Origin of the sequence: Streptomyces marispadix (assembly GCF_022524345.1) — a bacterium.
Lineage (GTDB): Bacteria > Actinomycetota > Actinomycetes > Streptomycetales > Streptomycetaceae > Streptomyces > Streptomyces marispadix.
Genome location: NZ_JAKWJU010000002.1, coordinates 5745499 through 5766687, shown reverse-complemented (window position 1 = coordinate 5766687; position 21189 = coordinate 5745499). Strand labels below are relative to the sequence as shown.

13 protein-coding genes are annotated in these 21189 nt (G+C 69.6%); 4 read left to right on the top strand and 9 right to left on the bottom strand.

What is annotated here, in order from left to right:
• The first annotated feature begins 359 nt into the window (after nt 1–359).
• On the top strand, nt 360–1643 hold the full coding sequence (locus MMA15_RS23990; protein ID WP_241062238.1) for an ABC transporter substrate-binding protein: 1284 nt from the start codon (nt 360–362) through the stop codon (nt 1641–1643).
• A gap of 949 nt (nt 1644–2592) precedes the next feature.
• Here MMA15_RS23990 and MMA15_RS23985 read toward each other — a convergent pair.
• The 8 genes from MMA15_RS23985 to MMA15_RS23950 all read right to left on the bottom strand — a co-directional run bounded on the left by MMA15_RS23985 (nt 2593) and on the right by MMA15_RS23950 (nt 14643).
• The gene (locus MMA15_RS23985) at nt 2593–3564 is read right to left on the bottom strand and encodes a lysylphosphatidylglycerol synthase domain-containing protein (RefSeq protein WP_241062237.1); all 972 of its coding nucleotides are present in this window, start codon (nt 3562–3564) and stop codon (nt 2593–2595) included.
• Nucleotides 3557–4567, bottom strand: a complete 1011-nt coding sequence (locus tag MMA15_RS23980; RefSeq protein ID WP_241063426.1) for a glycosyltransferase family 4 protein — start codon at nt 4565–4567, stop codon at nt 3557–3559. The genes MMA15_RS23985 and MMA15_RS23980 overlap by 8 nt, the downstream gene beginning before the upstream one ends.
• Nucleotides 4568–5185: 618 nt before the next feature.
• The gene (locus MMA15_RS23975) at nt 5186–6211 is read right to left on the bottom strand and encodes a UbiA prenyltransferase family protein (RefSeq protein WP_241062236.1); all 1026 of its coding nucleotides are present in this window, start codon (nt 6209–6211) and stop codon (nt 5186–5188) included.
• Nucleotides 6212–6234: 23 nt separating this feature from the next.
• On the bottom strand, nt 6235–7371 hold the full coding sequence (locus tag MMA15_RS23970) for a glycosyltransferase (protein ID WP_241062234.1): 1137 nt from the start codon (nt 7369–7371) through the stop codon (nt 6235–6237).
• A 66-nt stretch (nt 7372–7437) separates the two neighbouring features.
• Nucleotides 7438–8760, bottom strand: coding sequence for an endonuclease/exonuclease/phosphatase family protein (locus MMA15_RS23965; protein WP_241062233.1), 1323 nt, complete (start codon nt 8758–8760; stop codon nt 7438–7440).
• Complete coding sequence (locus MMA15_RS23960; RefSeq protein WP_241063424.1) at nt 8760–9809, bottom strand: NAD-dependent epimerase/dehydratase family protein; 1050 nt, start codon at nt 9807–9809, stop codon at nt 8760–8762. The genes MMA15_RS23965 and MMA15_RS23960 overlap by 1 nt, the downstream gene beginning before the upstream one ends.
• Before the next feature lie 56 nt (nt 9810–9865).
• A complete protein-coding gene (locus tag MMA15_RS23955) occupies nt 9866–11293 on the bottom strand; it encodes an aspartate aminotransferase family protein (protein WP_241062226.1) in 1428 nt (475 codons plus the stop codon).
• A 449-nt stretch (nt 11294–11742) separates the two neighbouring features.
• Nucleotides 11743–14643 (bottom strand): AfsR/SARP family transcriptional regulator, encoded by a 2901-nt coding sequence (locus MMA15_RS23950; RefSeq protein ID WP_241062224.1) that lies wholly within the window; start codon nt 14641–14643, stop codon nt 11743–11745.
• Nucleotides 14644–15885: 1242 nt separating this feature from the next.
• Here MMA15_RS23950 and MMA15_RS23945 point away from each other — a divergent pair.
• On the top strand, nt 15886–16824 hold the full coding sequence (locus MMA15_RS23945; protein WP_241062218.1) for an aldo/keto reductase: 939 nt from the start codon (nt 15886–15888) through the stop codon (nt 16822–16824).
• Nucleotides 16825–17117: 293 nt separating this feature from the next.
• Here MMA15_RS23945 and MMA15_RS23940 read toward each other — a convergent pair whose 3' ends face one another.
• Nucleotides 17118–18101, bottom strand: a complete 984-nt coding sequence (locus MMA15_RS23940) for a zinc-dependent alcohol dehydrogenase (protein WP_241062217.1) — start codon at nt 18099–18101, stop codon at nt 17118–17120.
• Nucleotides 18102–18349: 248 nt separating this feature from the next.
• Here MMA15_RS23940 and shiA point away from each other — a divergent pair, with 248 nt between their 5' ends.
• Nucleotides 18350–19690 carry a shikimate transporter gene (gene shiA, locus MMA15_RS23935; protein ID WP_241062216.1) on the top strand — a complete coding sequence of 447 codons (1341 nt, stop codon included), beginning with the start codon at nt 18350–18352 and terminating at the stop codon, nt 19688–19690.
• Nucleotides 19691–20076: 386 nt separating this feature from the next.
• Entirely contained in the window at nt 20077–21123 is a 1047-nt protein-coding gene (locus MMA15_RS23930) for an extracellular catalytic domain type 1 short-chain-length polyhydroxyalkanoate depolymerase (protein WP_241062214.1), read from the top strand.
• Nucleotides 21124–21189: the final 66 nt, after the last annotated feature.

Here is a 21189-nt window from a genome sequence, read left to right as displayed (position 1 = left end):
AGCCGACAATTCCCCCGCAACGCCGTTCGTGCTCCGGGCGGTTCGTCCGCGCTCGCGCCGGCGGTCCAGGTGGGGTCGATGCGGGCCGGGCGGCGCCGGAGAAGTCCGGGAGCCGAGCGGCGTACAAGCAGCGCATACCAGCCATCTTCGAGGAGCTGGGGGACTCGAACGCTGCCAGGGCAGGCGATCTTCCCGGGTGCGGCAGCGGTCGGCGCGGGCTGGTGGCGCCGTCATGTCGCTGACACACACCTGTCACCGGCTGCGAGGTTTCTGACAGCGGCCCTGTGCTCCACTGAGGCGTCCGCGAAGGGGAGCCGAGCCGCACACCTCCAGGGCACGGCAATGCAAGAGGAGATCATGTGCGTGCCAACGAAGGACGACTGCTGCCGTGCACTGCCGTCACCGCCGCACTCATGCTCGTCGGCGGCTGCGGTCCGAGCGCCGCGAGCCACGAGAGCGCAGTCGACGCGAAGGAGCGCGGGCCCATCACGTTCGTCTCGGGGAAGAACACCTCTGGAGTGGTCCCGAAGCTGATCGACCGCTGGAACGACAGGCACCCCGGCGAGAAGGTGACCTTCATCGGACTGCCCGAGGACTCCGACGAGCAGCGGGCGAAAATGATCCGGAACGCGCATCTGAAGGCGGACACCTACTCGGTGCTCACGCTCGATGTCGTGTGGACCGCCGAGTTCGCCGCGAACCGCTGGATCGACGAGATACCCGAGAGTTCCTTCCCGTTCGACAAGACGCTCGGCCCCATCAACGGCACGGTCAAGTACCGCGACAAGCTGTTCGCGATGCCGTACGCCTCGGACGGCGCGATGCTCTACTACCGCAAGGACCTGCTGGAGAAGGCGAACGTCGAGCCGCCCAAGACCTGGGACGAGATGCGTGAGGTCTGCGACAAGATCCTGCCGAAGCAGAAGGAGATGTCCTGCTACGGGGGCCAGTTCGAGAAGTACGAGGGGCTGACCGTCAACTTCTCCGAGGCGGTGAACTCCGCGGGCGGCCAGGTCACCGACGCCCAGGGGAACCCGCACCTGGACACGCCCGAGGCCAAGCGCGGCCTGGACAACCTGATCAAGGGCTTCCGCGACGGCACGATACCCAAGAACGGCATCACGTTCATGGAGGAGAACGGCCGACGGGACTTCGAGAAGGGGCGGTTGCTCTTCTACCGCAACTGGCCCTACCAGTATGGCCTTTCGAACACGAAGGCCAAGGGCAACAAGGTCGTCGGCAAGTTCGGCGTCGCTCCGATACCCGGTGAGAAGGGCACAGGAGCCTCCTCCCTGGGCGGACACAATCTCGCCCTGTCCTCCACCGCCCGTAACAAGGCCACCGCGCTGGACTTCATGCGCTACATGACCAGCGAGGAGGGCGCGCGGCTGCGGCTCACCAAGGCGACGCAGGCGCCCGTCTTCGCGAAACCGTACGACGACCCGAAGCTGGCGGAAGACTTCCCGTGGCTGCCGGTGCTGAAGAAGTCCATCGTCGGCGCCGAGCCGAGACCGCGCGTGGTGCGTTACGGAGATGCCACCAAAGTCATCCAGCAGGAGGTGCACGCCGCGCTGACCGGAAAGAAGAGCTCCGCGGCGGCACTTGAGAGCCTTCAGAAGGAACTCGACGCCCTCAAGCCCTGATCCGCCGGTGGCGGTGCCCCGCGTGGACACGCTGCGCTCAAACGGCGAACGCGTACGGGCGGACCTGCGTCAGCTCCAGGCCGACCTCGAACTCATGGTCCGGGCACGGACCGGGCCGCCACCCCGTTTCTTCGGCTTGGAGGAGATGACATGATCCCCATCGAAGGCCCCATGATCGTGAATGCGATGCACGAGGCGGATTCTGCATTGCCGAACGCGCCCGTAGCTGACGAAGCACCCCGCGGACCGCGCCTCTTACGGCGAGCGCTGGCGCGTTCGCTGCGCTCGTTGGCCGATCGGCTGGAGCCGCCGCGCCACGCGGAGCCCGCACTGCGGCATCCGCCGCGCTGAGTCTCGATCACCGACTGCCCGCGGCGGCGCCTCGGATTCGGCCCGCCGCCGCGGGTCGCTGGACCTTACCTACGCCACCAACACCCGCTGAACAGCCGTTGATCGCACTGCGGAGCACCTCCGCCATCTCCTCGACAGCCATGAGGCCGACTCCGGCAGCGGCCAAGTGCGCCCCCACGCCGCCCATCCTGCGCCCCCACCGCCCTGCGCCTGCAAGACCGCCGACTGCGCCAGCGGTCGGCCCCCGCTCCGGCCCATGCCGTCCTGGGTGTGGATACTCCCTCACGCCGCCCCGCAGCCGGGAGCAGGACAACCGCCCCAGGATTCAGCACGATTGGCGCGCACCCCCACATCGATGCCGCTCGCCGAGTCGCCGGTCATCTCCTCGGCGATACCGGAGACAGGCCCGCCAGGCCGGCGGGCCCGCCCTCTGCGGCCCACAGGCGCGTAACTCGCAGGAGACAGCCTTGAGTTGGCGGATGTTCTGCCAGCAGGAACGGTCTCAGCCAGGTGCACACGGTGGAGGGGGCGGCCTGCTCCTCAGGGGCCCTGCTCCCCGCGCCCAGGCGGCCGGCGAATACGTGCCCGCCGTCCTGCGTCACCCCGAGCGGGGAAGCTCGGCGGCACCGTCCGCGATGGCTTCGGGGCGCCAGCGTCGGGACACCATGGTCAGCGCGCACGCGCCGCTGACCAGTAGATCCGTCAGCAGGCAGACAGCGCGGCTGGCCACGGCCACGGCTGTGGCCGCGGTGACGGGCAGCACCTGGGAGAGCGTCCCGATCAGGACCATCTCCCGGATCAGGGCGCCGTCGGGCAATACCACGACGACCGAGCTGAGCCCCGTGGCCAGCGCGAAGGCTCCGATGCTGACCACCAGGGACTGTCCCACGGGCGCGCCCATGGCGAGCGTGAGCAGCCACAGATGGAGACCGGAGACCAGACGGCAGGCGACCTGCCAGCCGACGGCCGCGCGGATCTGCTGTCCCGAGCCGGATGTGGTCAGTTCCCGGCGCAGCAGGCGGGCGCCCGCCTGCGCGGCCCGGCCCACCAGCGACGGCCGCGCCAGCACGAAGGCCAGCGACGCGGCCGGGAGCAGCAGCAGCCAGCTCCAGTCGCCGAGCATCGGGGGCGCGGCCAGGCTCCCGACGACCATCCCGGTCAGCAGCACGATCGGAATGTTGAGCAGCCAGACAGCGACGGTGACCAGCGCTCCGACACCGACACTCCGGGCAAGCCGCGCATGGGTGAGAACCACCCAGAGCGCCCCGGGCGCGTATTTGGCGCTCATCCCGACGAAGTAGACACCGGCCGCTGTGCGGCGAGGCAGAGGATGCCCGAGATCGGCCAGGACGCTGCGCCAGGACATCATGGCGCACAGCAGTGCCGCCACGTTGACCACGCAGGAGATCAGCAGAAAGGGCAGCGCCTGGAGGGTCAGCATGGGGCGCGTGGCCGACCAGTCCTGTCCGCGGAGAGCCATCGCGAGCCCGGCGACGATGACGCAGGCCAGTGCCCAGCCGGCCAGCAGCCGCCAGCGTGGCCGCCGCCCGCGGCGGCTGGTGTCATCCACGGCTGGGCTCCCGGCGCGTCACGCTCTCGTACAGGCCGAGAGTGCGGGTGATGGTGTCCGGCCATCGGAAGTTCTGACGGGCGTGGGCCCGGCCGCGGGCGGCCAGCCGTGCGGCTGCGGCGGGGTCCTCCAGCAACTGGCAGACGAGCGCGGCCAGTTCGTCGGGGGTGTCGCCGCGCATCCGCAGCGCCGCTGGACCGCCCTGGCCCTCGTCCTCGGAGATCAGCGCGGAGAAGCCGGAGCCGAGCACCACCGGGGCCGCCAGGGCCATCGCCTCGACCGAGACAAGCCCGAACGGCTCGTAACGGGAGGGGAAAACGCAGGCGTCGGCGGCGAGATAGTGGCGCCGCACCTCCTCCTGGGGCAGATAGCGGTGGTAGACGTGCGTCCGGTCCCCGATGCCGAGCTCGGTGACCAGCCGGTCCGTCGCCGCGTCCTGGTCCGTGCCGGCGAGGCCCACGCCGAGCATCACCAACTGAACGCCGGGGTGGCTCCGGGCGATCGCGGGCAGGGCGTGCAGCAGCGTGGGCACGCCTTTGACCGAGCTGAGCCGGCCGGCGAAGACCAACAACGGAGCGTCGGGGGGAAGCCCGAGTTCCGCACGGAGCCCGCTTCGCGCCTGCTCCCGCTCGTGGTCGAGCTCCGCGTCGTCGGCGTCCCCGTCGGCCGGGACGGCGCCGGTCTCGCAGCCGTGCGGGACGACGTCGATGCGGTCCGCCCGCCAGCCGTGCGCGACGGCCAGTCGCCCCAGCTCCGGGGTGGGCACGACGACCCGGGCCGCGACTCTGGCGAGCAGCCGCTGATTGATCTCGATCAGCCGGAAGGGATCGGTCACATCGGGCTGCTCGGCCATGGTCATCTCGGTGTTGTGGACGTGATAGACCACGGGCAGCCGTAGCACGGTGGCCGCGAGAATTCCGGCGACGGCACTCTGCCAGTCGTGCACGGCCACCACCGTGCCCGGCCGCATGGGCTCGCACGAGCGTGGGCAGTGTCGCCAGATTGAACGCGAGCAGGGAGAGCGCGAACAGGGCCCGGCCGCTGGGCGCCAGATGGTTCTTCGGCGCCACGATGCGCCGCTTGAGCCAGCGCGGCAGCCAGGGCCGCCGGATCGTCACGGAGCCGTTCCGCTCCCGACGGGGGAGGTTCTCCGGGCAGTTCAGGGTGTACAGCGTCAGTGGCACGTCGTCGCGCTCCCGTCGGACGCACTGGACGAACCGCTGCGCGTACTCCGCCAGGCCGCCCACGGTCCAGGGCGGGTACTGGTGGCAGACCACCACCACCCGGCGCAGCGGGGAGCGTGGTGGGGCGGTGCCGAGGCCCGGGGTTGGGTGACTCGACGGGCTTGGGCGACTCAAGTCGACCATCCTCTCTTTGCAGCCCTCACGGGTGGGGTTGTGACGTCTCGGCCGCACTGGGTGCACGGCTGGTGGCGTGAGCCGTTCGACGGCCCGCACTAGTTCCGCCGGCTCCGCCGGGCCGAGGACGTCTGATCGGCTTGGGGGACACGCACCGCTGAGGGCCGGTCAGGCCACTGCCCGCAGGCGCCGGTCCGCCGTACGGTTGCCGGGTCGCGCTGAAGGATCGGGTATGCGTGCGGGCCCGGACCGAGTCGGTGTGCTCACAGAACTCGGCCGACGGTCAGACAGGCCAGCCAGAGCACGGCGTTGATCAGGAGCGGCACGTCCGTGAGCACGTCCTGACCGGGTTCGCCGCCGCTGCGGTCCACCGCCAGCAGCTGCGCGTATCGGCACAGGGCGAAGACGGCGAACGGCACGGTGACGACGGCCAGTACGGAGCTGTGCGGTTGCGGCGCGGAGAGGACGAACAGTTCGTAGCTGATCAGCGTGGCCGCCAGCAGCACGGCCATGAGCTGGTCGAGCAGCGGGACCGAGTAGCCGGAGAGGGCGGGCCGCTGCGCCGCCGCCTGCCCCCGGAGGGCCGCCGTCTCCAGTTCGTGCCGCCGCTTGCCGAGCGACATCAGCAGACAGGTGCAGTACACGCAGATGATCAGGGCGGGGTTGAACGGCGCCGCCACCACCAGGCAGCCCGCGACGGCCCGCAGCACGAACCCGGCGGCGACGATGCTGACGTCGACCAGCGGATAGTGCTTCAGCATCAGGCAATACGCCAGGTTGAGCACCGCGTACCCGCCGACGGCGGCCTGCACGGGCAGGGGCAGCAGCGCTCCGGTGGCCGCCAGCGTCGCCAGACAGCCCGCGCCCAGCAGCAGCGCGCCCAGCGGTCCGACCTTCCCGGAGGCAAGCGGGCGGTGCCGCTTGAGGGGGTGCAGCCGGTCCTGCTCCCGGTCGAGCCAGTCGTTGATGACGTAGACCGCCGCCGACGCCGCCGTGAACGTGACGACCGTCGCCAGCGCCCAGGTCAGATGCCGGAGGACCGCCGCCGGATCCACCGCGAGCGGCGCGATGAGCACGAAGACGTTCTTCACCCACTGGCGGGGGCGCAAGAGCACCAGCGCCGCGGGTATTCGCGTCCGGGGTGCCGCGGCGAGGGACGGGCCGTCCTCCGACAGACCGTGCGCAGCGCTCCCGGAGCGGACGGAATCCGGGACCAGCGCCATGGCCGGCACGACGACCTGCCGCTGACCGGGCACGGCGGCCGCGGCCGGCCCGCGCCGCTCTCCCATGGTGTCCCCGCCGCCGGGCCGCTTCACGACCGGCTGCCGCTCAGGAGCTGGCGGAACGCCTCTTCGTGCGCGTCGAGGAAAGCGTCGCCGCCGAAGAGCTTCGTCGCCGCCTCCCGTCCGGCCTCCCGGTCCTCGGCCGGCATCCGGGCCAGCTCCACGATCGCCTCGCGCAGGGCGTCCGGGTCGCGCGGCGGTACGAGCCGGCCGAAGCCGGTGGCCGCCACCGGGTAGCGGGAGCCGGGAAGTTCGGTGCTCACCGGCGGGATTCCCGCCATCATCGCCTCGACCTGGACGATGCCGAACGACTCCGAGATCGAGGGCAGCGCGAACACGTCGATCGAGGCGTAGAAGTCCCGTACGGCCTCGCCGCGCAGCAGCCCCGTGAAGCGGACGCGCGAGTCGTCGCCGGCCTCGGCCCGGAGCTGGTCGATGTTGCTGCCGCCCGCGACGGTCGCGTAGTCGCCCGCGATCAGCAGCCGCGCGTCGGGGTCGTCGTGGGAGCGGAAGGCGCGGATGAGGTACTCGATGCCCTTGTCCACGGTGATCCGGCCCATGAAGCCGACGTGCAGCCCGTCGCCGTCCCGCATGCTGGGCGTACCGCCGGTGCGGTCCACGCACGGGGAGGATATCGGGGCCAGTCGGCGGTGCCGGATCGTCGGCCAGATGCGCGAACCGTGCGCTTGGTCCTCGCTGTTGGTGATGACCAGGTCCGCCTTGCGTACGGCCGACTTGCAGCTCTGGTCGACGGCCCACATCCCGAAGCGGTTCACCGGGTTGTCGGGCAGGAAGACGTCGATGTGGTACGTCACGACCAGCCGGGCCCGGCGCCTGAGCGCGGCGACGAACCCGGCCTCGGGGTTGGGCAGATGCATGTGCAGGATGTCGGAGCGCGCCGCGAGCCGCCCTGCCAGCAACGGGAGTTGGGGACTGATGAAGCCCCGGCTGATCCGCGCGAGCACGGGCGCCCGGAAGACGTGGACGCCGTTGACGACCTCGTGCCGGGCGAGTTCGGGGTCGTGCTGGTAGCAGACGACCGCGACCTTCCAGCCGCGCGCGGCGAGCCCTTCCGCGGTCAGCCGTGCCGCCTCCGTCAGTCCGCTGACGTACGGCGTGTAGTAGTCGAGCATCACCGTCACGTCGAATCTGTCAGGTTGCAGCACGGTGTTCCCTTCCTTGGTCATGGGATGTGGCGCGGGAGTGGTGCGATGCGGTCCCGGTACGGGACGTCATCGGGCGTGCGCGGACGACTCCTTGCGCGGGACGACCAGGCGGATCTTCTGAGCCGCATGGTCCGAGAGGGCCTCGCCGCCGCGGAGCCGGTAGCTGGAGACCGCCAGGTCGCCGCTGGTGAACAGCCAGTCGAAACGCCACAGTTGGGGCAGCACGCGCCACGACTGGGGCAGTGAGCAGGTGCCTTCGCAGGCGGGCCAGGTGCGGGCGGGAAGCAGGGAGCCGCCCGGGCTGTGGGGCCGCGTGCCCGCTCCGAGCGGGTAGCGATCCATCCAGGCCGCGTTGAAGTCCCCGGCCACCACGGCCGGGTGGGAGTTGCTGCGCAGATCCGCGCGCAGCCTGCGCAGCTCCCTGATCCACCAGTCCTCCTGGGCCTTGGAGGCTTGGCGGAACCGGCCCCACCCGTAGCGGATGTCGCAGGGCCGGAAGCGGATCGGCAGATGCACGTTGTAGAAGGAGACCGTGCGCCCGCCCGCGCGAATATCGGTGCGCTGGGACTTCGACCCCTTCCAGTACCAGTCCTCACCCTTGGCCGGGACGCGCTGATCGGGCGCCGCGACGACGGGCAACCGCGTCAGAGTGAGCAACTCGCCCTGCACTAGCAGCCGGTAGCCGGGGAACTCCCTGCGCAGCCGGGCCGTGTCGTCGATGCGGACGGGACTGGTGCATATCTGCTGCTCGTCCCTGTTCGAGTAGTTCCAGTTGAGGTATTCGTGCAGGAGGTACACGTCGGCGTCCTGGCGGCGCAGGAAGTCGTAGAAGGCGTCCTTGTCGCCGGCCGCCATCTGCCAGTAGTCCGTGGACCAGGCGAAGACCTTGACCTCCGCGCCACGGGCGCTGTCCGAGGTGGTGCCCGTCCATCCGAAGCCGGCGAGATGCGCCCCGGCCAGCAGCAGGAGCACCAGGACCGCGGAGAGCCAGCGGCGCACCGGCGCCGCGAACGGTACGACTACGAGCAGCAGCAGAGGCACTACCACCGCGGTCAGCGGCGGGACGATCTCGACGACGAGCCATGGCCGCCAGCGGCCGGTGAGCGTGATGTGCAGGACGAGGAAGGCCGCCCAGAGCGCCGTGCCCGCCACCAGCAGTCGCGTTCCCCAGCACCAGCGGCGGGCGGCCGGTTCCTCACCGGCCGGCCCCGAGCCCCGCTCCCCCGCCGATTCCGGTTCCTGTGCCGGCTCCTCCGCCGACTCCGGCTCCTGTTCCGTGTCCTGTGCCGGCTCCGAGTTCTGTGCCGGCTCCGGTGCGGTGTCCCGCTGCGTGGCCCTGTCGGCCGTGCGTGCGGACGAGTCGCCGCCCGGTGCGTCCGAAGCGGCCATCAGAAGAACACCTTCACTAGTCCGAGCACGCCCTGCTTCCACGGGTCCGTACTGGTCCGTCCGGCGCTCTTGCCCGCCGAGGCGTCCGCGGCCGCCGCGCGCTGCGTGCGCCACCAGTCGTAGGTACGGAGCACGGCGTCCTGATTGGACAGTCGCGGACGGAAACCGAGCTTGTCGCGGACCTTGTCGACGCTGACGTACGAGTCGGCGAGCAGTTTGGAGACCAGCCGGCCGTACACGGGGGACATCCTCGTCCGCTCCAGCGTGCGCAGCACGGCGACCGCCGGGCCCGCGGGCAGCGGCACCACACGGCGGCCGTGCCCGGCCGCGTCCAGCACGCACTGGAAGTCCTCGCGCAGCGTGCCGAATTCGGCGGCGGCGATGTTGTACGTGTCGCAGGCCACGTCGTCCGGGGCGCGCAGCACCTCCAGCAGCGCGTCGACGAGGTCGTCGAGTCCGAGCATCTGGATACGGACGTCGCCCTTCCCGAGCACGGGGAAGTGCCGGCCCTCCTCGGCCCATTGGAAGAGCATGTCGAACAGGCCCATCCGGCCCGGCCCCACGAAGGTCTTCGGCCGGATCACCGCCAGGCACATCCCGTCCGCCCGGAAGCGCTCGGCCACCTCCTCCGCCGCCGCCTTCGCGCGGCTGTACGGGTCGACGGGCTCGCGCGGGTGCTCCTCGGGCGTCGGCACCAGCTTCGGCAGCCCGTACACGGCGGTGGAGGAGACGTGCACCACCCGCGGCACCGCCGCGGCACGGGCCGCCTCCAGCACCGTGGTGGTGCCGTCGACGACGATCGACCGGATGTCGGCCTCGGGGTAGCTGGGCAGCGCAGAGGCGCAGTGCACGACGGCGTCTGCGCCCTCGAACGCCTCGGCGAGCGCCCGCGGATCACGGATGTCGCCGGTGAACGTCTTCAGTCCGGGTTTCGCGGGCACCTCCCGCAGGTCGAACGCGCGGAGCTGGGCGCCCGATTCCAGCAGCCGGTCCACGAGACGGCCGCCGAGCACACCGGCCGCGCCGGTCACGGCGACATGGACGGGCAGGCCGGGGAGGTCCGAACTCTCCGGCGACGGCGGTCTGTCGGGGCCGTCCGTGTCCTTCACCACGAGCTCACCCGCTCGCGTACGAAGCGGGCGAGGAGCCGGTTCATGCCCTCGCCGAGCGTCGCGTCCAGGGCCTTGAGGAACCGCTCGGCGTCCTCCGGTTCCGCCACCAGCGGCGGGCTCACGACCAGCGGGCTCCGGCCGTTGAGGGTGTTGTAGGTGTACACGTCGTGCTTGCGGTACAGGGTGTGGATCACCGCGGCGGTGACGATCTTCGTACGGATCAGCGGGTCCTTGGCCAGATCGCCCGCCGGCAGCTTGCCGATGAGGTCCAGCACCTTGGGGCCGCCGGCGAGGAAGACCCCGAACAGCGCGCCGGCGCCGCGTACTTCTGAGATCAGCTGCGGGTACCGCTCGCGGAGCCGCTCCAGTCCCGGGCGGAGCACGGCCTCCAGCGCGCGGGCGCGTGCCGGGTAGTCGTCCTCTACCGCTACGGCGACGGCCTCGATGGCGGTCGCGGTCTCCTCGCCGAAGCCGTAGTACGTCGTACTCGTGCTCTGCATCATGGCGTCGGCCATGTTGTCGTAGGCCTTGCGGAAGACCGGTTCGCGTGCCACGTACGCGGAGACGGAGGACTTGCCGCCGCCGAACGACTTGGAGGTCGTCACCACGTCCGGCACCAGGCCCTCGTACCGGGAGAAGTGGAACATGCTGCCGGTCTTGCCCCAGCCGGTGTAGATCTCGTCGAAGATCAGGACGATGTCCTCGGCGGTGCACAACTCGCGCAGCTCACGCAGGAATTCCTCGGAGCACCAGCGGATCGTGGACGCGCTGAACGGTTCGATCAGCAGGGCGTAGACGTCGCTGCGTCCGCGCTCGCCGCGGGTCTCCTCGATCACCTCGCGGACGGATGCGATGTCGCCGTACTCGAAGGTGCGGATGCCGGGGATCGTGGGGAACGCGAAGGTGTTCTGCGCGCTGCCCGTGAGCCCGCCGGAACCGAGCAGCTTGCCGTGGAAGCTGCAGTCCGCGCGGAGGATCGTCTGCCGCTTCCCGTCGTGGTACTTGTACGCGAGCTTGACGGCGCCCTCGACCGCCTCCGCCCCGGAGTTGGGCAGGAACGAACGGTTCAGGTCACCGGGGAGGACCGCCGCGAGGTTGTGCCCCAGCGCCGCCAGGTACGGCGAGAAGTAGGTCTTGTGCACCTCCATGCGCCGCTGCTCCTGGAAGCGTCGGCGGGCGGCGAGGATGCGCGGGTGGTTGTGTCCGTGGTTGAGGACACCGACACCGCCGGTGAAGTCCAGGATGCTGCGACCGTCACGTGTGTGGACGTAGGCACCCTCGGCGTGGTCGATGAGCTCCCGGCCGAAGCCGAAGGAGGTCATCAGCCGGACCTGACTCTTGTTGATGTACGTGCGGTACAGGTCGTGTACGTGCTCGACGTCCAGTTTCTCGGCCTCTTCGAGGCTGATGAGATGTGCCATGGGTCCTTCCGATCGACGTTTTCGGGGCGCTCCGACATCTACGTCAAGGTGTCGTGTCCCTGACCCGTCGCTGTCACTGCGGCCCTCGGCCGCGAGATTCCGCACCCGGCGCCACCCCGTTCGACGAGCCGGGAATCCGGGGAGGCCGGTGTCCCGCTGCCGTCCGTCCCCGCCCGTGGCCGCCGCTCTCACCGCCGCGTCTTCCGGACGGCTTCGGAGAGTTACGGCCCCGGGCATCAGAAACCGCCGTGTATCCGTGGCTCGATGTGCCCCCGTTCCCGTGTCCCTCGGCCCAGGGGATGTGTGACCGGGCGCCCCGCGGACGAGACTCTTGCCGTGCCTTGGAGGTGTGCGGCCCGGTTCCCCTGCGCGGATGCCTCAGTGGAGCACAGGGCCGCTGTCAGAAACCTCGCAGCCGGTGACAGGTATGTGTCAGCGACATGACGGCGTCACCAGCCCGCGCCGACCGCTGCCGCACCGAGAAGATCGCCTGCTCTGGCAGCGTTCGAGTCCCCCAGCTCCTCGAAGATGGCCGTGGCCCGCTCCCACACCTGCCGCGCCTCCTCCGACCGGCCCGTCTGACACAGGGCTCGGCTCAACAGGTTGAGGATGCGGGCCCTGGTGTGCCGGGAGCCTGTCTCGTGGCAGGGCGCGAGGGCGCGTCGGCACCAGGCTATGGTCTCCTCGTGCCGGCCGAGGGCGGCGTACGTCAGGCACAGGTCCCGCAGCGCGATGCCCTCCCCCCAGCGGTTCCCGATCCTCCGGAAGACGCCGACCGCCCTCAGCAGGTGTTCGCGGGCACGCTCGGACTCATTCAGGTCCTGGCAGACGCGGCCGAGACCGGCCAGGGCGATGCCCTGCCCCCACTGGTTCCCGATCTCCTCGAAGATGCCGAGAGCCTCCGTGTGGTGCTTCAACGCGCGCCCGTGCTCACCAAGGTTCCCGCGGACCCGGCCGAGGCTGGTCAGCGCGATGCCCTCCCCCCAGCGGTCCCCGATCTCGCGTCGCAGCACGAGCGCCTCCTCCAGCCACTCCAGCGCCTCGGTGAACCGCCGCTGGTCCCACCGGGCGAGGCCGATGCTGGTCAGCACCGAGGCTTCGCCGTACCGATCACCCTGTGCACGGGCGGCGGCGAGGCCCACTCTGTGGCTTTCGATCCAGTCGCCCCAGTGTTTACGCAGGTTGAAGAAGCCCCACAGGACGGTCGGGAGCCGCCAGGCGATGGAGTACTCGCCGACCTCGAAGGCGAGCCGGACAGCGGCCATCAGGTTGGCGCGCTCTGTCTCACACCACCGCAGCGCCTCCTCGTGCGAGGAGAAGGCAAGCGGTTCGCAGCCCTCCTCGGGCGGGTCGGGCGGAAGGTGCTGGTGGCCGGGGTTGAGTATCCGCTCGGCCGCATCGGCGGTGTGCATATACCAGGACAGGACCCGATGCAGCGCGGCCAGCCGGGTCGGCTCGCTCTCCTCCGCCTCGGCCCGTTCCGCCGCGTACAGGCGCATCAGGTCGTGGAACCGGTACCGGTACCGGTCCCGGCTGGCCCGCTCCAGCAGGCCACGGTCAGCCAGCCCCTCCAACAGCCGCCGCGTCTGGTCCGGGCCGACGCCGATGAGCACGGCCGCCGCCTCGGTGCTGATGTCGGGCCCGGAGTGCAGACCGAGGACGCGGAACGCGCCGGCGGCCGCCGCCGAGTCGAGTGCGTCGTAGGACCAGGAGAAGACGTCGCGAACCGCTGAGGTCTCGTCGTCGCCCACACTGAGCACGTCCAACCGGTCCCGCTCCACGGCGAGTTCGGCGACGAGGTCGTGCAGCGGGACGGAGTGCCCGGCCGCCGCGCCCGTCCGGTTACCCGGGCCCGGCAGGTGGTGGATGCGTTCGGCGGCCAGGGCCAGGGCAAGGGGCATATGAGCGCATAGACCGGCGAGTTGCACGGCGGTGTCCGGCTCGGCCGCGATCCGGTCCTCGCCCAGGACACCGGCGAGCAAGGTGACCGACTCCTCGACGGACAGCCAGTCGAGGCTGACGCGGTAGGCGCCGTGCCGCACGGCCAACCCTCGTAGCTGGCTGCGGCTGGTGACCAGGACCAGGCAGTGCGAGCCGGGCAGCAGCGGACGCACCTGCGCGGAGTCGCGCGCGTTGTCCAGCAGCACGAGCACCCGCCGGTCGGCCAGAGTGCTGCGCAACAGCGCGGAGCGGCCGTCCAGTTCCGGCGGGATCTGCTGAGCAGGGACGCCCAGCGCTTGCAGGAACATCTCCAGCACCGCGGTGGGCTCCACCGGAGCGCCCATGCCGTAGCCGCGGAGATCGGCGTAGAGCTGCCCGTCGGGAAACCGGTCGCGCACGCGGTGCGCCCAGTGCACCGCCAGGGTGGTCTTGCCGGCTCCCGCCGCCCCGTCGACCACGGCGATCGCCGTCCTCTGCGGGGACTGACCGTCTTCGGCGGGCAGCAGGCCGTCCAGTGTGGCCAGCTCCGTGGTGCGGCCGGTGAAACAGGGAATGCCCGGCGGAAGCTGCTGCGGGCGTATCGGCGGCGACTGCGCAGGTGGATCGACGGCGGGATGGACGATGGTGCCGGCGACCGGCTCCTGCTCACCCACGCCGCCGCCAGGTGAGGGGGTCGCGCCGCCGTCGAGGATGGACCGGTGCAGTTCTCGCAGCTCGTCGCTGGGATCGAGCGCCAACTCGTCCCGGAGGATCGCGTGGACCTGCTGGTACGCCTCCAGGGCCTCGGCGCGGCGACCGCACCGGTGCAGGGCCAGGATCAGACGCTGCCAGCTCGCCTCGTGCAGCGGGTGGGCGGTCGTCAGCTCGCGCAGCTCGGGTATCAACTCATGGTGCCGTCCCGCCGCCATCTCCAGGTCGATGCGGCACATCAGAGCGCTCTGCCATTCCTCGTTCAGCCGGGGCACCACCTCGTGGTCCAGCCACGGGGAGGCGACATCGGCGAACGGGTCGCCGCGACGGAGCGCCAGAGCCTCGCGCAGCAGAACCAGCTTCTCGCCGGAGTCGTCTCCGGCGGCTTCCGAGCGCCGGACGAGATCCCGGAACCGCAGCAGGTCCACTCTGTCGACCGATACCCCCAGGGCATACCCGCCGGGTCTCGTCTGCACCAGATCGGGGCAGAGCAGGCGGCGCAGCCGTCTCACGCAGGTGTGCAGCGCGCCCCGTGCCCGTTCCACCGGGGTGTCCGCCCATAATCGATCGATCAGCGTGTCGCTGGAGACGACCTCGTTGGGCGACATCACCAGGCAGGACAGGAGCACACGCAGGCGGCCTGCGGGTAACTTCACCACGCCCTGTCTGTGGCCCACTTCGAGTGGCCCCAGCACCCGGAAGTCGAAGTCATTGCACACCGCCGCCTCTCCAGGCGGGGCCGAAACCGATGAGCGCATAGAGCAGAAACCCCCGTCCCCCCGTGAAATATGGCACTTTAATGCCCGGCACTGACATCTGCCGTTTCATGCTTGTGTCCGGCTGCGGGCGACCTGGAGCCGACCGTGCACCGGGTCCCGATGCCCCGCTCCCCTCCGCCCATCCGGCCGCCGTCTGTGCGGGAAAGCCGGCTCGTTCAGCCGCCCTCGCGCACTTCGTGCGCAGTTCCGCGTGCCCCCCTGCCCTGTGCCGCGCGTCTCCCGTACACCGGGCACGCACGCCGCACAGGCTGCTGCGGCCCTGACATCCGAATTCGGAACCGGAGCGACCGAACGCCCGGAGAACCTACCGAACAACAACGGGTCCTGTCTCGTAATCGCAGCGTGACCGGACTCGTTGGCATGGCGTGCGAGATCTCGACTCCTCTGTGAGGACGGCCCTGCTGGGTGAACGCCTCTGCGGTGACGGGTCGTTGTGACCGGCCGAGCCGGTCGGTGTCCACCGGCCCCAGGCACTGACCAGTCGCTGGAGTGTCAGGCATGAGCGTTGTCCTACAAGGGGCGCACGCCACGCTGCAACCGGATTCCAGGGAGGTGTCCGGGCTTGCTGGCGACGCGCTCCGCGGGAGAGAGATTGTGCATCCCGGTTGCTGCCCGCTCCGCTCCAGCAGCCCGCAGATCACATACGGCACAACGTCCAGTACACCCGGGCATGCTGGGACAGTGACGGGGCCGCGAACCCTCGGTGTCCCGGAAGTGCGGGCCCGCCAGGCCGACTTGCCCCCTCGATGAAGCGGCACCGCACCGGCGGGTCCTTCCAAGCCACGCTGCTCACCTGCCTGTTGGCGGCGATCACCACCGCCATGAATGGGAGCCACCCGACAGGCCCGGCGATGGCGAGCATCAGCTCCGGCGCTTGAAAGCAAGCAACTCGTGCCCAGACGCGAAGCGAACTGGCGAGGAACGGCCCGACTGACTGGAAGCTGCACGAAGTGCGAACCGAGAACCAATCAGGAGCGCTCAACAACGGGCCCCGGCAGCAGAGATGACGCACTCTGGTTCGCCCCACGGATTTCGGTTCTGGCTCAACTTCCGTGAGCAAACCAGAGTGCGCCACCGCCTGTCACGGCGACAGAACGCGTTTCCTGAGCCTCCGTCACAAATCCGCAGCTCTCGTGAACTCGCTGCTTGACCGGGAGCGCGCTCCAGCACGAGGCTGGCGCCATGATCACACCCAAGATGGCCCTCGGGGCGATGTACTTCGGCACCAAGGTGGACGAACGGACCGCCTTCTCGATTCTCGACCGGTACGCCGAACTGGGCGGCTCCTTCATCGACACCTCCGACAACTACAGCTTCTGGACCTCCGACACCGGCTTCGGCGGCCAGAGCGAGGCGCTGCTGGGCCGCTGGCTGGCGTCCAACCCCGGGGTGCGCGTCCGCCTCAGTACCAAGGTCGGCGCCCAGCCCACGCGGGTCGGCGGGTTCCCCGACCACTTAGAAGGGCTGCGCGAGGACGTCGTTCGCGGAGCCATGGCAAAGAGCCTGGAACGGCTGGGCGTAGACGGTGTGGAGCTGTACTGGGCACACGTCGAAGACCCGACCGTCCCGGTGGAGAACCTGGTCGAGACGTTCGGTGGCCTGGTCCGTGACGGCCTGACCGCTCGCTGGGGTGTGTCGAACCACCCGTCGTGGCTGCTCGAACGGATCCGGGCCACCGCCGAACACGCCGGTCACCCGCAACCAGACGCGTACCAGGAGCGCTACTCCTACCTCCAGCCCGCCGGCGGCATGGCCGTGGAGGGCCAGCCGATCCCGCTGGGAATGCTGTCACCGGACGGCCTCGACTTCCTGCGACGCAACCCGTCGTTCGACGGCTGGGTCTACACCGCCACCCTCCAGGGCCGATACGACCGCGACGACCGCCCGCTCGAGACCGAGTACCGCCACCCCGGCACCGAACGACGGCTGGCGGCGCTGACCCGAGTCGCCACTGATCGCGGACTCCGACCGGGCCAGGTGGTGCTCGCGTGGCTGGTCTCCGGGAGCCCGGCGCTGACCCCGATCGTCGGAGTCAGCAGCGTCGAACAGGTCGAGCAGGCCGTGGAAGGCGCATCCACCGTCCTCACCGAGGATGAACTGGCAGCGCTGGATAGCGCATAGGCCAGACGCGAGGCCGACCGCCAGCTACACGCTGACCTGGCCACCACGACGGCCGAGCTGGTCGCCGACCTGCAAGCACCGCCTGGATACCGCTGCTGGACCACGCTCGACTCCACCAACACTGAGAGAACTCCCAAGAAAGAAAAGCGACTTGAACGAACCGACGAACCTCCCGTCCCAAGGAAGGCGCGGCAAGGAAACGGGAGCCGTCGGCAGGCAACTGACCCGCACGATCGCCGGATTCCGCCGCGCCATCCTGCGATGGAGCGGCGGCCGGGCGGTGAACCCGCGTTTCAGTTCGCGCTACTCCCGAAGTTGATCCAGCACTTGCCCGGCGTCGACGCCACGGCGGCGAATGCGGCCCCGGCGTCCTCCAGGGAGAACTCCGCCTTCAGTACGCGGTGCGGGTTGATCGCGCCGTCCTCCAGGGCCGCGATGGTGCCGGTGAAGTCGTGCGGGTGGTCGTAGATCAAGGAGCCGGTCAGCGTCAGCTGCCGGCTGACCAGTTCGTGCGGGCTGAGTTCCAAGGACGCGCTGCTCATCCCGATGAACGTGATGCGCCCGCCGGGCACCACGTGCCTCAGTGCCGCCCTCAGCGCCGCGGGCGCACCTGAGGTCTCGAAGACCTGGTCGACGTCCGATGCCGAACGTTCCAGAGGCACGGCACCCAGCGACGCCGCCAGTGCCCGGCGCCCCTCATGGGGCTCCTGCACATACGGCGTGATTCCGGCTGCGGCCAGACAGGCGCACACGAGCAGCCCTTGTGAACCGGCTCCCACCACAAGGCACTTGTCCCCCTTCGAGATCTTGGCGCGGCGGATCGCCGTGCGTGCGACGGTCAGCGGCTCGGCGCATACCAGGTCCGCGGTGCTCACGTGGTCGGCAGCCGCGTGGACGAACGCGGCCGGCACCGCGACGTACTCCGCGAGCACGCCGGGGGTCGCGAGCCCGACGGCCACCCGGTCCGTGCAGCCGGAGGTGAATCCACGCGTGCACGCCGAACATCGGCGGCAGCAGTAGTTCGGTTCGACGGCCACGCGTTCACCGACGCGACGTCCCCCGGCGGCGCTGCCGACAGCCACGATCTCGCCCGCGCCTTCGTGCCCGAGTATCCAGGGCAGGCCAGGCGCGAGCCGCGCGCCGCCGACGAGTGCGACGTCCGTCCCGCACAGGCCGACGCCCGTCATCCGCAGGAGGACGTCGCTCGCTCCGTACTCCGGGCAGGGAACGTCGATGGTCTCGACACAGCCAGGGGCAACGAGTGCTGCTGCCTTCATCAAGCCTCCTTGTGCGCTATACGCACCGTCGTACGCATAGCGACATGGTAGCGGAGGGTCTCGTAGCTGATCCCCTCCGATGTGCCGCCAAGCCGGCGCCGCACAACCACGCATCCGATGCACCGCCTGAGATCAACATTTGCCACCTGGCAGTTCATCCGGAACGAACCCTTGACCTTGCCGCAGAAGCCCGTTCACTATGCCGTGCAAGTCACGCACGTTTGTGCACCAAGCGCACAGGGGTCTCGATGAAGAGCACAACTCAGCAGCCAACGACGGGTAAGCAGACACGAGCCGCCCTCGGCAGCTCCATCGGGGCGGTCGTGGAGTGGTACGACTTCCTGCTCTACGGAATCGTCGCCGCCATCGTTTTCAACAAGGCCTTCTTCCCCGAAGTCAGCCCGCTGGCCGGCACCTTGGCCGCCTTCGCCACGTTCGGCGTCGGCTTCGTGTGCCGCCCGCTCGGCGGTCTCTTCTTCGGGCACTTCGGGGACAAGCTCGGACGCAAGCGGATGCTGGTGTGGACGGTCCTGGTGATGGGGATCTCCACCATGCTGATCGGACTGCTTCCGACCTACGGAAGCATCGGCTGGTGGGCGCCGCTGCTTCTGGTGATCCTCCGGGCCATCCAGGGGTTCGCAGTCGGCGGCGAGTGGGGCGGCGCCGCCCTCATGGCAGTCGAAAGCGCACCGTCCAAGCTCAAGGCCCTCTACAGCAGCGGCGTGCAGGTCGGGTACTCCGTGGGCCTGATCCTCGCCACAGGAGCCGTGGCCCTCATGGAAACGATCGGCGGCGAGACGGCATTCAAGGAGTGGGGCTGGCGCGTCCCGTTCCTGATCAGCGCTCTGCTCGTAGTCCTCGCGCTGTGGATTCGCATCGGCGTCCCCGAGAGCGAGGTGTTCGAGGAAGAGGTCGGGCGCAAGGCTGCGAAGCGGCCGAAGCTGCCGGTGGTGAAGGCCCTGCGCGAGCAGCCGGCCGCCTTCTTCCAGATCATCGGCATGCGCCTCGGCGAGCTGGTGACGATGTACGTCGTCACGACCTTCGCACTCTCCTATGCCACCTCCGAGCACGGCTTCGAATCGGGGTTCATGCTCAACATCGGGCTGCTCGTAGGCGGCGTCGGGATCGTGTCCATCCCCGCGTTCGCGTGGCTCTCCGACCGGTTCGGCCGCAGGCCGGTCTTCCTCGCCGGCGCCATAGTGGGCGTGCTGGGCGCCATCCCCTACTTCATGTCGATGGAATCCGGATCCGCCATCCTCCTCGTGGTCACCTCCGTCGTCCTGGTCAACGTCTCGCACGACATGCTGGTCAGCGTCCAACAGCCCTTGTTCACCGAGATGTTCGGCGCCGAGTACCGCTACAGCGGCGCAGGCCTCGGGTACCAGGTCGCCAGCGCGGTGGGCGGCGGCTTCACGCCGTTCATCGCCACGGCGCTCGTCGCCTTCGGCGATGGTCGCTGGTACTGGGTAGCGGCATATCTCGGCGGGGGATGCGCCGTATCCGCCCTCGTCGCCCTGACCCTCCGCAGGCCGGCACCCGCGGGGACCTCCACCGTCCCGGTCGGCGAGGTCCCGGCGAGCAACACCTGACCACCCGCGGACCCTGACTGAACCGGCGGCAGCCACTCACCTGCCCACACCCCGCAACCGGATCTCCAGAGTGCCCAAGTCCGCGTCTGATCCGTTCAACGGCGACTCAGACCGCACATCCTCCCGACTGTCGTTCCGGGAGTTCGCGGTCCCCCACCAAGGCTGTGACGAACTGCCCGTAGCCGACCGTAGCCGAGAAGGCGGGATTCGAGCGGGCGTGACCTGCGGTTTCATGCCCCAGAGCCAAGCTGGCACCTGTCCGCCCAGTGTGTCGGATCCACACTCACGGCCCGTCACATTTGGACGTACGCCACGTTCGGCCCCGACCTGGAAAGCCCTTACGGTCACCACGAACCCCCCACGGGATTCCCACAGAAGGAGTCGCAATGAAAGTCGCATTTCGAAAGGCAGCGCTGCTCATAACCACAGTCACAGCCGTCGGACTCGCCACCCTGGTGGGCACCTCACAGGCCGTCAACCACGGAGCCGACGGTGGCCAGTCCACCGATTTGTCCGATGCGAGCAACGCGGGAGTGACGGACGGGAAGGCAGCCGCGGGGTTGGAGAAAGTCGGCAACTTCGGCTCCAACCCCGGAGCGCTCAGCATGTACCGCTACAAGCCGGACGGACTGCCCGAAGGCAGCCCCGTGGTGGTCGCGCTGCACGGCTGCAATCAGGACGCGACCATGTACTTCGACAACGCGGGCTGGCAGAAGTTCGCGGACGCCGGCAAGTTCTCCGTCGTCGCACCTCAGCAGGAACTGACCAACAATGGCCTCAAGTGCTTCAACTGGTTCGAGCCCGGCGATGTCGGCCGGGACAAGGGCGAAGCGCAGTCGATCAAGCAGATGGTGGACAAGACCGTCTCCGATCTGAAGGCGGACCCGAAGAAGGTCTACATCACAGGGCTTTCGGCCGGCGGCGGCATGACGGCGTCGATGATGGCGGCCTACCCGGACGTCTTCGCTGGCGGCGCCGTGATAGCCGGACTGCCGCACGGCTGCGCCAACAACTCGGGGGAAGCGTGGACTTGCATGAGTCCCGGCGTCAGCAAGTCGGCGGACCAGTGGGGCGACATCGCCAAGAAGGCCGACCCCGGCTACTCGGGCCCCCGGCCAAAGGTGTCGATCTGGCACGGCACCGCGGACACAAAGGTGGTCCCGAAGAACGCGACGGAGTCGGTGAAGCAGTGGACGAACGTGCTCGGCGCCGATCAGGAGGCCGACGGCACCGAGTCACTGCCGGGCGGCACCACCAGGTCCGACTACAAGGACGGGAACGGTGACGTCGTCGTGCGCAGCTACATCATCGACGGCATGGCGCACGGCACCCCCGTGAAGCCGAGCGAAGGGTGCGGGAAGACCGGCGCGAACTTCTTCGACACCATCTGCTCCAGCCAGTACATCGCGAAGGACTGGGGATTGGGAGGCTGACCGGTCGACGGTCCCCTGCCGGGCGGCACCCGGCAGGGGACACCACCGGGCGACCCGGGCTGATCG